6 protein-coding genes are annotated in these 14,186 nt (G+C 41.6%); all 6 read left to right on the top strand.

The window, feature by feature from the left end:
* The first annotated feature begins 284 nt into the window (after nt 1-284).
* The 6 genes from WKK05_RS09450 to WKK05_RS09425 all read left to right on the top strand — a co-directional run bounded on the left by WKK05_RS09450 (nt 285) and on the right by WKK05_RS09425 (nt 14,178).
* Nucleotides 285-2,087, top strand: a complete 1,803-nt coding sequence (locus WKK05_RS09450; RefSeq protein ID WP_341529479.1) for a fatty acyl-AMP ligase — start codon at nt 285-287, stop codon at nt 2,085-2,087.
* Nucleotides 2,088-2,150: 63 nt separating this feature from the next.
* Nucleotides 2,151-3,119, top strand: a complete 969-nt coding sequence (locus WKK05_RS09445; protein WP_341529478.1) for an acyl-CoA desaturase — start codon at nt 2,151-2,153, stop codon at nt 3,117-3,119.
* Nucleotides 3,120-3,178: 59 nt separating this feature from the next.
* The gene (locus WKK05_RS09440; protein ID WP_341529477.1) at nt 3,179-4,177 is read left to right on the top strand and encodes an acyl-CoA desaturase; all 999 of its coding nucleotides are present in this window, start codon (nt 3,179-3,181) and stop codon (nt 4,175-4,177) included.
* Between the two features lie 677 nt (nt 4,178-4,854).
* Nucleotides 4,855-5,181, top strand: a complete 327-nt coding sequence (locus tag WKK05_RS09435; protein ID WP_341529476.1) for an acyl carrier protein — start codon at nt 4,855-4,857, stop codon at nt 5,179-5,181.
* A gap of 268 nt (nt 5,182-5,449) precedes the next feature.
* Nucleotides 5,450-10,693, top strand: a complete 5,244-nt coding sequence (locus tag WKK05_RS09430; protein WP_341529475.1) for a beta-ketoacyl synthase N-terminal-like domain-containing protein — start codon at nt 5,450-5,452, stop codon at nt 10,691-10,693.
* On the top strand, nt 10,690-14,178 hold the full coding sequence (locus WKK05_RS09425) for an amino acid adenylation domain-containing protein (protein ID WP_341529474.1): 3,489 nt from the start codon (nt 10,690-10,692) through the stop codon (nt 14,176-14,178). The genes WKK05_RS09430 and WKK05_RS09425 overlap by 4 nt, the downstream gene beginning before the upstream one ends.
* Nucleotides 14,179-14,186 lie beyond the last annotated feature (8 nt).

Below are 14,186 nucleotides of genomic sequence, written 5' to 3'. Positions count from 1 at the left end.
AGCAAGTATGGAGTTTGTAAGAGCCTCACTAGGCTAATTCTTTATTCTTCTCTAGACTCCATATTTTTATAAACAGGCTGACTCAAAGCAGAATTCAACCAATACAGCTAGCTCCTTTGGATCGCTCTTAAAACAATACAGGTTATTTCCTTTTTCACGGTGGCTAATAACCCTTAGTTTCTCTCAGTTTCCGAAAGTTTGTGACTTACTGATTTGTCAACATACACACTTATGTTTTTCAGCGTAAAATTCTCATTTTTGCTCAATAACGTTCTTTTGGACAAATGAACAATCTTCTTGAAAAACTCCCTTTTGAGCTTTCTACATTGGTTGATATCCTTCGTTGGAGAGCATTACATCAACCAGAGCAAAAAGTTTATATATTTTTGAATAATGGAGAAGTAGAAGAATCTTACTTGACTTATGCAGACTTAGATCGTCAAGCTCGGGCCATTGCTAGCTGGCTTCAAAGCCTCGGAATGACTGGAGAGCGGGCGCTGCTACTTTACTCACCGAGTCTGGAGTACATAGCTGGGTTTTTCGGATGTTTGTATGCTGGAGTTATTGCTGTACCAGCTTATCCGCCTCAGTTTCACCGACCCATGCCTCGCCTCCAGGCTATTTTGGCAAATGCACAAGCTACATTAGTCCTCACAACCAAACAGATATTGACCAACGTAGAAGAGCATCTGTTTCCTCATAGTCCAGAACTGAAAGCTCTACGATGGCTAGCCACAGATAGTATTCCTAGCAATTTAGAAAAGCAATGGCAAGAGCCAATATTGAACAGCGATACCTTAGCTTTTCTCCAGTACACATCAGGATCTACAGGTACACCTAAAGGAGTGATGATAACTCATGGGAATCTACTACATAATGAACAGATAATTCAACAAGCCATGCAACACACAGATAAAACTATCTTTGTAGGCTGGCTACCACTTTTTCATGACATGGGACTGATTGGTAATATACTTCAACCTTTATACTTGGGTATTCCATGCTTTCTCATGCCTCCAGTAGCCTTTATACAGCGTCCTTTTCGCTGGCTACAGGCTATTTCCAAATATAAAGCTACCACCAGCGGTGGCCCCAATTTTGCTTATGATCTATGCGTTCGCAAGATCACTCCTGAACAGCGACAGACACTCGACCTGAGCAGTTGGGAAGTGGCTTTCAATGGCTCAGAACCTATTCGTGCTGAGACAATAGAGCAGTTTGCGACAACTTTTGCACCCTGTGGTTTCCGACGAGAGGCATTTTACCCTTGCTACGGAATGGCTGAGTCAACTTTATTCATTTCTGGAGAATTAAAGACAAATCCCCCTGAGATATATCAGATAAATAAAGCAGCTCTTGAGCAAAATCAAATAGTAATAACTGCTGGACAGCAAGAGGATGTGAGGAAATTTGTATCTTCTGGTCAAGGATGGTTAGACCAGAAAATCATGATTGTTGACCCTGAATCATTAACTAAATGTCCTGATAACCGTGTAGGAGAGATTTGGATATCAAGTCCAAGTGTTGCCCAAGGTTATTGGGGGAGAGTTGAAGAGACGAAAAAAACTTTTCATGCCTATACATCAGATACCAATGAAGGCCCATTTTTACGCACAGGAGATTTGGGATTCTTACAAGATGGCAAACTATTTATCACAGGGCGACTCAAGGATGTGATTATTATTCGGGGACGTAATTATTATCCTCAAGATATTGAACTGACAGTAGAGAGGAGCCATCCAAGTCTGAAGCCTAACGGGGGAGCAGCTTTTACAGTAGAGGTCAGCAACCAAGAACGACTGGTAATTGTTCACGAAGTGGAACGGCGTTATCTACAGAGTTTGGATATCGAACAAGTCGTTGGTGATATTCGTCAAGAGGTAGCACTGGAGTACGAATTACAAGTTTATGCCGTCGTATTGGTCAAGCCTGGGAGTATTCCTAAAACTTCTAGTGGAAAAATTCAACGTTATGCTTGTCGAGCCAACTTTTTAGATGGAACACTAGATTCATTAGCAAAAAGTAATGAAAACTCTAGATTTTCTAGAAAATTAGTTAACCAAAATGCCAGTGTAGTTTCTAGCTAACTCTGTTGTTCCAAGCAGCACAATATCAGAGATATGTTAGCCAAAAGCAACCAGGAGAAACTCATGTCAATACAGTTAGATAGCACAGCAAATTCTGTTCCTATTACAGGTTTTCTTAAGAAGAAGCAACAAATAACAATCAAGGGTGATAGTCTGAAGACTACGCAGAGGCTTCATGCATTGGCTATTTTTTGGATTCCTCTGGTGGGTTTAACAGTTGCGATCGCCTTAGCTTTGCATTCAGGTATTGGACTAGTAGAATTAGGTCTATTTGCTGGGATGTATGCCTTAACAATGGGTAGTATTACTGTTGGTTTTCATCGGCTTTTTGCACACTGTGCCTTCCAAACCAATACTCCTATCCGAGTCATACTTGCGATTCTTGGTTCTATGGCTTGCCAAGGGCCATTGATTTATTGGGTGAGCAATCATCGACGCCACCACCAATACAGTGATTTACCTGGAGACCCTCATTCACCTCATTTTAATGAGGATAAAAGCCTTAGCGGTTTATCAGGACTGTGGCACGCTCACATAGGTTGGATGTATAGTCACGAGATTACAAACACTTTTTTGTTTGCTAAAGACTTACTTCGGGATTCTGTAATCTCAAAAGTTAATCAACTATATTACCTGTGGATCTTGCTAGGTTTAGTCATTCCTGCCATCTTAGGAGGAGTTTTAACAGGTACTTGGATGGGAGCCTTTACAGGATTCCTTTGGGGTGGTTTAGTTCGCTTATTTTTTACATACCACTCTACGAGCAGCGTTAATTCCATTACCCATTTATACGGTAGTCGTTCTTTTCATACCTCTGAGCATAGTCAAAATAACATTTGGTTAGCTTTACCTACCTTCGGTGAAGCTTGGCACAATAACCATCATGCGTTCCCAAACTCTGCAATTTTTGGGCTGAAATGGTGGGAAATTGACTTGGGAACTTGGGTGATTCGTATACTCCAATTAACAGGCTTGGTATGGGATGTTAAGGCTCCGACTGGAGAAATGATAGAGGCTAAAAAAGCTTTATAGCTGGACTTTTCACCATGCCTTCAAACTCAATACAAGTTCAGATCATAAGGATGTAAACAATGGAAACACAAAATTCACAACCTAGCCAAACTTCGGATAATACAATCCAAACCCCTAGCGTCAAAACAATCCGTAGACCTCCTGTAACAATCGGGAATGATTCTATACGAGCTGTACAACGTCGTATTGCTTTAGCAACTATCTGGGTTCCTTTCCTTGGCACGTTAGTTGCTATAGGAGTAGCTTTCGTCTACGGCTTTAGTCCAGTAGCGATCGCATTATTGGTAAGTTTCTATATCCTCACCAATCTTGGAATTGAATTCGGCTTTCACCGGAACCTAGCGCACAAAGCTTTTGATACCCATCCATTCATACAGGCTATGTTTGCAATCTTGGGTTCTATGGCTGCTGAAGGAAGTGTCCTTTATTGGGTAGCTACTCATAGACGGCATCACATACATAGTGATACAGCCAATGATCCTCATTCACCATATATACGTAAAGTTAGTGTAGAAGAAGAACCACTAAATTTGTTGACTGGATTATGGCACGCTCATGTAGGTTGGATGATAACTGACAAGCTAACGAACTGTACACTTTTTGCCAAAGATATCAACCAGAATCAAGTCCTTTATAAGATTAATCAGCTCTATATACCTATAGTTGTTCTAGGTCTGATTATCCCTGCCGTTATAGAAGGCATTGTAGAAAGGAGTTGGATTGGACTACTTAATGGTTTTCTGTGGGGTGGACTAGTCAGGATGTTTTTAGTACATCATTCTACTTGGAGTAATGGCTCATTTGCTCATAGATATGGAACTCGTCCCTTTAATACTGGTGATTTGAGTGCTAACAATATTTGGGTTGCTATCCCCACTTTTGGCGCGTCATGGCAAAACAATCACCATGCTTTTCCTAATTCAGCATTTCTCGGTTTTAAGTGGTGGCAGATTGATGTAGCTGGCTGGTTTATTTACATATTTGCGAAGTTACGTTTAGTATGGAACGTCAAGCAGGTTACATATCAAATGCTCGAAGAAAAGATCAAGGTTAATTGAACAACAAGCGAAGCAAGTCTTTCGTCTATCTTGTCTGAAAGTTGCCAGAGATTTTGTATCCCAATGAAGATATCCAAGGCAAATCGAAGTATTTAAATCAGGACTTACGCAAAATAATCAAAAAAGGTAGACAAAAAGTAGCTTGCCGTTTGCCCTAATGTCCGTCAGGAGTAGAGAAGCGATTAACCGCATTTGTACAATAGTTGCAGAAACTTTTTGCGTAAGTCCTATAAATTTAAGTGCTGAAATTGAATCTTTCTGAAACAGCATAAAAACCTCTCAGCACGAAGATAAGTATTGCAGGAGGGATTCTGAATTCTGATACTTTAGAGCATTTGCCCTGAATCATTGTCTATTAGCAGAATGGCACTAAGTTAAGCGTAAACCCCTTATATAACTGGCTTTTGGGTGTGGGGTGTGGGGTGTAGAGTGTGGGAAATCAAGAAAATGTTGAACTCCTTGACGCAACTAAAGTTTAATTGTCTTAAACACGAACCTGCAACCCTACCCCCAACACCCTGCCCTAGCGAGATTTCACGTTTTCTTAGTGACATTCGTCTATTAGCATTTGTTAATTTTGGTAATCTCTTGAAAAACTAAAAACGCAAAAAATACCAAGGTAATATTTGCTAATTACAAATTTTCTTAGTAAATCTAAACCCAAGTTACCACAAACTATGAATACTCAAAAATTTTCAGCATTTCAAATCCAGACATCAGTCAGTGCAGACGAATTAAATAACAATGTAGAAGTGTCCTCAAAACAACTAACTCTAGCAACAATTCAAGCTTGGTTAGTTTCCTATCTAGCAGAACTGTTAGAAATGGAATCAGAAGAAATAGACATCAAAATACCTTTTGTACGTTACGGTTTAGATTCATCAGCAGCAGTGGGTTTGGTTGGAGATATGGAAACTTGGCTAAATCGAAGTTTATCTCCTACATTGTTGTATGATTACCCCACAATTGAAGCTTTAGCTAACAATTTAGTTGATACCATTTAATTTTTCCATGTAGGCGGGGAGGAGGTTTGATGAGTTTTCCCCAAGTTATAAATATGTAAATTGTATTTGCCATAACTTATCAAGCATCAGCCTTGATCTTCAGATACAGCAGATTTCAAGTTGATTGAGTACACAATATAGGTCTCAAAGTCAGGTATAAAGCTTGTTTTCTTCTGAATTATATGTAACGCCTTGACAAAGCCGGAGACGCTCCGCTCCTGAATGGCTGAATTCTGCTGTAAAAATATCAATCAGAGGTGCGACTAAGATGGAAACAATAGCAATTATTGGCATGGGTTGTCGCTTTCCTGGTGCTAAAGATCCCGAATCTTTCTGGGAGTTGTTACATCAAGGAGTGAATGCTGTTACTAAAGTACCCCCAGAACGATGGGAAGCTGATGCTTTCTATGACCCTAATCCAACCACACCCGCGAAAATGAATACTCGCTGGGGAGGCTTTGTAGAAGATATTGAAAAATTTGATGCCAGCTTCTTTAATATTTCTCCTCGTGAAACGGAACACATAGATCCTCAGCAGAGATTAGTACTGGAAGTAGCTTGGGAAGCACTAGAAAACGCCGGGATCATACCAGACAAATTAGCTGGCACGCAAACTGGTGTGTTTATCGGGATTGGATCGTATGATTACCATAACTATGTTTGCAGTGATTTAGCTGCTCTAAACGCTTACAGCGCCACTGGCACTTCTAATAGTGTTGCTGCTAATCGTCTATCATATTTGCTGGATCTTCGTGGCCCCAGCGTAGCTATAGATACGGCTTGTTCTTCCTCGTTGGTAGCAGTACACTATGCTTGCCAAAGTCTACGACTTCAAGAAACTGACCTCTGTATAGTTGGAGGAGTCAACATAGTTTTGACTACAGATGTCAGTATCACTCTTTCCCATGCGCGGATGATGTCTCCTGATGGCAGTTGTAAAACGTTTGATAAAAACGCTGATGGTTATGTTCGGGGTGAGGGCTGTGGTGTAGTTGTCCTCAAACGTCTTGCAGATGCTTGTAAGGATGGAGATAAAATTATTGGTGTGATCAAAGGGTCAGCAGTTAACCAAGATGGTCTTAGCAATGGACTAACGGCCCCTAATGGCCCGGCACAACAAATAGTTATTCAAAAAGCTTTGGATAATGCGGGAGTTATACCAGCAGACATCAGCTATGTAGAAGCACATGGTACAGGCACATCTTTGGGAGATCCGATTGAAGTTCGGGCTTTGGGAGCAGTATTTGCTAAACAAAGACTTCAAGACGAACCGCTATTTATTGGTTCAGTCAAGACTAATATTGGGCATTTGGAAGCAGCCGCAGGCATGGCAGGTTTAATTAAAGTAGTATTGGCATTGCAGCATGAAACAATTCCTCCTAATCTGCATTTTCAAGAACCTAGTCCTTATATTAATTGGGCAGAATTGCCAGCGGTAACAATACCTACCGAACCTACTGCTTGGTTGAGAAGTACAAAACCTCGCTTGGCTGGTGTGAGTTCTTTTGGTTTCGGTGGAACTAATGCTCATGTCGTGTTGGCAGAAGCACCAGTACAAACGCCAGTTATATCTGAAGTTGAACGTGACTGGCATTTGCTAACATTGTCAGCGAAAAATGAGACGGCCTTACGAGAACTAGCGCAAAAATACGAAAAGTTTTTAAGTAAAAATTCCCAAGCATCATTAGCTGATATCTGTTTTACAGCCAACACCAGCAGAACGCGTTTCGATTATCGGTTATCTGTTGTTGCTGCATCTAATTTACATCTGCGTGAACAATTAAATGCTTTTGTTGCCAACGAAAAAATTGCAAGTTTAGTCAGTGGCAAAATCACTGGTCGTAAGCGTCAGAAAATAGCATTCTTATTTACAGGGCAAGGTTCTCAGTATATAGGCATGGGGCGGCAATTTTATGAACAAGCACCCGTATTTCGCCAAACTCTACAAAAATGTGACGAAATCTTACGCCCATATCTGGAAGAATCAATTATCAACATCCTTTATCCCTCAGACAGACAAACATCACTGATTGACCAGACAGCTTACACACAGCCAGCACTATTCGCCTTAGAATACAGCCTGTATCAATTGTGGCAAAGTTGGGGAGTCAAACCTAACGCCCTGATTGGACATAGCGTCGGCGAATATGTAGCAGCCTGTATTGCCGGAGTCTTCAGCCTTGAAGATGGACTCAAACTGATTGCTATTAGGGGGCGCTTGATGCAAGGCTTACCAACCACAGGGGAAATGGTTGCAGTCATGGCATCGGCAGATGAGATCAACAATATTGTAAACATTGATGAAAGCCAAGTAGCGTTGGCAAAGCCCGCCGTAGGCATCGCAGCCTATAACAGCCCGAACAATACAGTCATCTCCGGTGATAGTCAAGCCATACAAGCAATCTCTGCTACCCTCAAAGCCGCAGGTATCAAAACCACTAGACTGCAAACATCTCATGCCTTCCACTCGCCACTGATGCAGCCAATATTGGCAGAATTTCAACAAGTGGCAGCGACAGTCACTTACAACTCAGCACAAATCGATATTATATCTAACGTGACTGGCGAAAAACTCTCGCCCACAGCCATCAATGCTGAGTATTGGTGTGAACACTTACGTTCAAGTGTAAAATTTGCTGACAGTATTGCGACGCTGCACCAACAAGGCTACGAGATATTTGTCGAATTAGGAGCAAAGCCCACATTATTGAGCATGGGGCGTAGTTGTTTAGCCAACAGCAATACACTTTGGTTAGCCAGTTTACGACCAGGACAAGAAGATTGGCAGACTATCCTAGACAGTCTTGGACAATTGTATGTTAGGGGAGTAGCGATCGCTTGGTCTGAAATTGAGCAAGACTATAGCAGAGGTCAAGTCACATTACCCACTTATCCCTTCCAGCGACAGCGTTATTGGCCAGAAATCAGAAATGCTGCCCAGCAGGTAGCATCCGCTAACAACCCTCAACTACACCCGCTACTCGGTCGGCGAATCCACTCCGCCCTCAAAGAAATTCAATTTGAAAGCCAAATCAGCCCAAAAGCCACTGTTTTTTTACAACAGCATCAAATCTTTGGCAAGACCGTTTTGCCAGCCACAGCCTACATAGAAATGGTATTAGCTGCTGGACAACAAATCTTGCCATCCCAGCAATTGATTATTGAAGACATCAGCATCCAGCAAGCCTTGCTGTTAACAGACAAACCACAAACACTCCAGTTAATCTTAACCCCGACGACAGCAGGAGCTTATAGCTGGCAAATCTTCTGCCAGAACATCACCGCAGAGAACACACAACCAACTTGGACATTACAAGTCACAGGTAAGTTGCGTCAAGCTGCACCTGACATACCATCAGCCAAAATAAACATAGCTAACTTACTTGCTGAATGCAGCCAACAAATCTCATTGCCAGAATATTACGAACAATTCCGCCAAAGGGGCGTAGATTACGGTGAGAGTTTTCAAGGCATCAGCCAATTGTGGCAGCACGCCGAATTTGCACTTGGTGAAATACACTTACCAGAAGGATTGCAAAAAGAAGCACAATCATACCAATTGCATCCAGCCCTACTAGATGCCTGCTTACAAGTATTAGCAGCAGCATTACCAGCAGAGTTAAATGACTACAGTTATATGACAGTAGGCATCCAACAACTGCGGGTTTATCAACAACTAACACATCCACTGTGGAGTTGTGCCAAATTCCATCCTTCTGTCAATGATAATCATAAAATATTAACAGGGGATATAGAACTGTTAAACCTGCAAGGAGAAGTGATTGCCATTGTAGAAGGGTTACAGTTGCAACAAGTAGGGCGACAAGCCAACGAAGTTTGGGAAAACTTGCCCACACCAGCAGCCATCAAAGCTCAATTACAACTGCAACTTGCGCCAATCATTGCCCAAACAAAGCTAGAAAATTATACAGTTGGCTTAAGTCATCTAGAAAGCTTGAGCATAGCTTACGTTCTGGAAGCATTTGCTCAATTAGGATGGTGTTTTTCACTCAGGCAGCAGTTTACTGTAGAAACACTCATCGAAAACTTGGGAATAGACAGCCTACATCTGCGGTTGCTAGCCAGATTACTAGAAATGTTGGCAGAAGTGGGGATATTGCAGCAACAACAAGCCCAATGGCAAGTGCAGAAACTGCCAGAGTTGATAAAACCTCAATCGCAGATGAATTGGCTGCTAACTAACTACCCCATTGTCAACACAGAGCTAACTTTGCTTGAACGTTGTGGGAGCCAACTAGCATCAGTGTTGCGAGGGAAATGTGACCCGTTACAGCTATTATTTCCTGGTGGAGACTTCTCAATTACTGCCCAACTGTATGAAAAGTCTCCAGTGGCGCAGGTAATGAACATTTTAGTGCAAAAAGTACTCGTCACCGTCTTGGCACAAATATCAGCCGGACGCAAGCTGCGGATATTGGAAATAGGTGCAGGGACAGGAGGAACAACTTCCCACATCCTCCCCTATTTATCACCCAATCAAGTGGAGTACACCTTTACCGACGTCTCACCAATATTCCTGTTCAAGGCGCAACAAAAGTTTCAGGATTACCCGTTTGTGCGTTATCAGATTTTGGATATTGAACAAGACCCACTAGTGCAAGAATTTGCCGCCCAACAGTATGATGTGATTGTGGCAGCGAATGTATTGCATGTGGCTGGAAACTTACGTGACTGCGTAAAAAATATCAAGCAGTTGTTAGCACCAGGGGGAATGCTGGTATTGCTGGAGGGGACACAACCTCAGCGGTGGTTAGATTTAATTTTTGGTTTAACTAAAGGCTGGTGGCAATTTAAAGACCTTGATTTACGTCCTGCTTATCCCTTACTCAGTAGTTACAAATGGCAACAACTATTAATAGAAGCTGGTTTTAGCACAGTTGAAACTTTGCCAGGTGGCGAAGACAGCCAAGGTACTTTGTCTAAGCAAACAGTGATTGTGGCGCAAGTTGACCAAATGCAACCGCAGTTAGTTGGAGTGGTGGCAAATTATGACTTTGTTGGGGAAAGGCGAGAATACACAAAATTTACAGAGCAGCCTACAGCAGATTTGGAGCTGCTACATAAATTAAAAACAGCTACTGTTAGTGAAAGCTACTTACTGATTACAGATTACATTCAATCAGTGACTTCTCAAGTTCTGGGTTTGAGTCAATCTTCGTTGGATGTGCAACTACCGTTGAGCGAGGTGGGAATTGATTCTTTAATGGCTATGGAATTAAGGCTCAACATTCAAAAGACGCTGGATGTTGATGTACCTATAGTGAAATTCATAGAAGGACTGAGTGTCGCTAGTTTAGCAATATATGTAAGTGAGCAAGTAGCAGAGGCTCAATCTCAGACTAATGTCTCTCTTGATACAGTTTATGCATTCAGCCAAAGTGAGAAAAATGGTTCTGAAAATCGCGTAATTACCATAAGCAACGCAGAAAATAAAGTGTGGTTTGGCGAAGAAACAATTGGTGATAGCGAATGGATAGAAGGTGAGATATGAATTTAGTTAAGTTTCTGGAAGAACTTTCAGCACAGGGTGTAGAGTTGTGGATTGAGGGTGATGCCTGCGGCGGGTATCGCCAACGCTTGCGTTATCGAGCGCCTAAAGATAACTTTGATACAACATGGCTAGCAACAATTAAGGAGCATAAACAAGAAATATTACAACTTTTGCTCCGAAGCCCTCAAAATTCGCCAATTTATCCTCTATCTGAAGGTCAAAAGTCACTATGGTTTTTATACCAGTTAGCACCAGATAGTGCAGCTTATAATGTTGCATTTACCTTTCGCATTCGCTCTTATATAGATGTCTTTGCTTGGCGACAAGCTCTACAAACACTGATAAATCGTCATCCCATGCTGCGCGTCAACTTTAGACAGCAGGATGGCGAACCTGTGCAACAAGTCCATAGATACCAAGAAGTCCGCTTTGAGCAGATTGACGCTACAACTTGGAACTTAGACGAACTGCACACAAAGGTTGTTAAAACACATCAGTATCCCTTTGACTTGGCAAAAGGGTCTGTATTAGAAGCATACTTGTTTACTTGTTCCGAGCAAGATCATGTTTTTCTGCTAAAAATACACCATATTGTCTGCGATGGCTGGTCTTTGTGGATGTTACTAGAGGAGTTGCGAGTAGTATATGCAGCTATCAAGTCTGGTGTCGAAGCTAAGCTTGCGTCCCTCAATTTCTCATATCAAGATTTTGTGAGTTCGCAATCTCAAATGCTAACTAGTACCCGAAGTGAAAGCTTGTGGGACTACTGGCAACAAAAGTTAGCAGGGGAATTACCAGTATTAAACTTGCCTACTGACCGACCTCGCCCGCCTGTACAAACATATAATGGTGCATCTCACTTTTTCAAGCTGTCTAAAGAACTCTCATTGCAACTACGAAAACTCGCACAGGCTGAAAATGTTACTCCTTTCATGCTGCTACTGGCAGCTTATCAAGTCCTGTTGCATCGTTATACAGGTCAAGATGATATTTTAATAGGGTCTCCAGCGGCTGGGAGAAATCGGCTAGAATTTGCCGAAATTGTTGGCTACTTTGTAAACATAGTGATCTTGCGATCGCAAATATCTCCTAACTCTACCTTTAAAGATTTTTTGGCACAAGTCCGTCAAACAGTACTAGGCGCAATTTCTCATGAAGATTATCCTTTTCCTTTGTTAGTTGAACGCTTACAACCACAACGTGACCCTAGCCGTCCACCACTTTTTCAAGCAGGGTTCGCATTGCAAAAACCACAGCAATCTTCAGGAATCCAAGAACTTTTTACATTCAATGAAACCCCAACTCAATTAAATTGGGGCGATTTATTGTTAGAACCTTTCCCTATAGGACAGCAAGAAGGCAAGTTTGACTTGCTCTTGGAATTTGTCGAGCAAAAAGAATCATTTGTAGGAGTCTTAAATTACAATACTGATCTCTTTGATGAAACTACCATAACCCAGCTGGCAGGACATTTCCAGACCTTAATTGCAGGTATAGTTAATAATACTAATCAATCTATTTCTCAATTACCCTTACTAACAGCACCAGAAAAACATCAGTTACTTGTTGAGTGGAATAATACCCAACAACAAAATGATTCCCTCAACTTGTGCATTCATGAATTGTTTGAAAAACAAGTTAAAGAAACTCCCGATGCAGTCGCAGTGGTATTTCAAAATCAACAATTAACCTACCACGAGTTGAATTGTCGAGCCAACCAGCTAGCACACTATCTCAAGTCTTTAGGTGTGGGAGCAGAGGTACTTGTGGGTATCTGTGTAGAACGCTCCCTAGAAATGTTAATCGGAATGTTGGGAGTTCTGAAAGCAGGTGGCGCTTATGTACCCTTAGACCCTGCTTATCCAGTTGAGCGGTTAGCTTGGATGTTAGAAGATGCAAAAGTGTCAGTACTGCTAACTCAAGAAAAATTATTAGAAAAGCTACCTAACCATCAAGCCCAAGTTGTTTGCTTAGATAAAGATTGGCAACATATCAATCAACATAACCAGAAAGACCTCCACAGTGAGGTGATGACTACTAATTTAGCTTACGTAATTTACACTTCTGGCACAACAGGCAAACCGAAGGGAGTATTAGTTACACATTTAGGATTATGTAACTTAGCTCAAGCGCAGATTCAAGCTTTTGGCGTCAAAGCTGACAGTCATATTCTCCAGTTTGCATCTTTTAGCTTCGATGCTTCGGTGTCGGAAATTTTTATGGCTTTAGGCGCAGGAGCAAGATTATATATAACTCCGCAAGACTCTTTACTCCCTGGGCCGGGATTCATTCAACTATTACGCAACTATGGCATAACTCATATTACTCTACCGCCATCAGTATTAGCTGCCCTACCGATTGAGCCGCTCCCTTGCTTAGAAACAATAATCGTTGCGGGAGAAGCTTGTCCGCCTCACCTCTTGGCAAATTGGACATCAGGACGACGTTTCTTTAATGCATACGGGCCAACAGAAGCCAGCGTTTGCACCACCATAGCAGAATGTACTAATAGCGATAAACAGTTATCTATTGGACGAGCGATCGCCAACACGCAAGTATTTATTTTAGATCAAAACTTTCAACCTGTACCCGTTGGTGTTCCAGGGGAAGTATATATAGGTGGAATTGGTCTAGCTAGAGGTTACCTCAACCGTCCTGAATTAACCACTGAGAAATTTATCTCCAACCCCTTCAGCCTGCAAGAGCAACAACGGCTCTATAAAACTGGTGATTTGGCTCGCTACTTGCCCGATGGTAACATAGAGTTCCTCGGTCGCCTCGACAACCAAGTAAAAATTCGCGGCTTCCGCATCGAATTATCAGAAATAGAAGCTAAATTGTCCGAAAATCCTGCTGTGAGTGAAGCTGTAGTGATAGCTAGGGAAGTGCAACTTGGCAATCAACAGATAGTAGCTTATGTAGTGCCAAATCAAGAATACCTGCGTTCAATTACTATAGAAAAAAATCAGCCGCAAAATCTAGTCCAAAATCTCAAGAGTTATCTACGGGAATTTTTACCTGAATACATGATTCCCAATACCGTGATGCTCTTAGAATCTTTACCCCTCAGTCCTAACGGTAAAGTCAAAAAACGTGCTTTACCTACTCCACAAATTTCGTCTTTACAAACATTAGCAGCGAATGAACTTCCTCAAACTGAAACTGAAGCAATATTAGCTACAATTTGGCGAGAATTGCTTCAAATAGAAAAGATAGGAATTCATGATAGTTTCTTTGACTTAGGTGGTCATTCTCTACTTATAGCGAAAGTTAACGTCAAAATTCAAGAAATATTTGGTCAAGAAATACCACCCATAGAAATATTTAAATACCCGACAATACATTCCTTCGCCAAATATTTAACACAAAATACTAACAAACAATCTTCTGCTACACAAAGTCAAGAGCGAGCTGATTTACGTAGCATTCGCACCGCTGCCATACAACAACAAAGACAATTAAGGCAAAAAACCCGCTCTAAATAACATATTTT

This window comes from Nostoc sp. UHCC 0302 (assembly GCF_038096175.1).
Classification (GTDB): domain Bacteria; phylum Cyanobacteriota; class Cyanobacteriia; order Cyanobacteriales; family Nostocaceae; genus UHCC-0302.
Note: the sequence above shows the minus strand (reverse complement) of the source record. Positions and strands in the feature narration are given on the sequence as shown.

Bases quoted from the DNA above. Each gene is read 5' to 3' on its own strand.
- WKK05_RS09450 (WP_341529479.1), top strand. From the start codon at position 285: ATGAACAATCTTCTTGAAAAACTCCCTTTTGAGCTTTCTACATTGGTT.
- WKK05_RS09445 (WP_341529478.1), top strand. From the start codon at position 2,151: ATGTCAATACAGTTAGATAGCACAGCAAATTCTGTTCCTATTACAGGT.
- WKK05_RS09440 (WP_341529477.1), top strand. From the start codon at position 3,179: ATGGAAACACAAAATTCACAACCTAGCCAAACTTCGGATAATACAATC.
- WKK05_RS09435 (WP_341529476.1), top strand. From the start codon at position 4,855: ATGAATACTCAAAAATTTTCAGCATTTCAAATCCAGACATCAGTCAGT.
- WKK05_RS09430 (WP_341529475.1), top strand. From the start codon at position 5,450: ATGGAAACAATAGCAATTATTGGCATGGGTTGTCGCTTTCCTGGTGCT.
- WKK05_RS09425 (WP_341529474.1), top strand. From the start codon at position 10,690: ATGAATTTAGTTAAGTTTCTGGAAGAACTTTCAGCACAGGGTGTAGAG.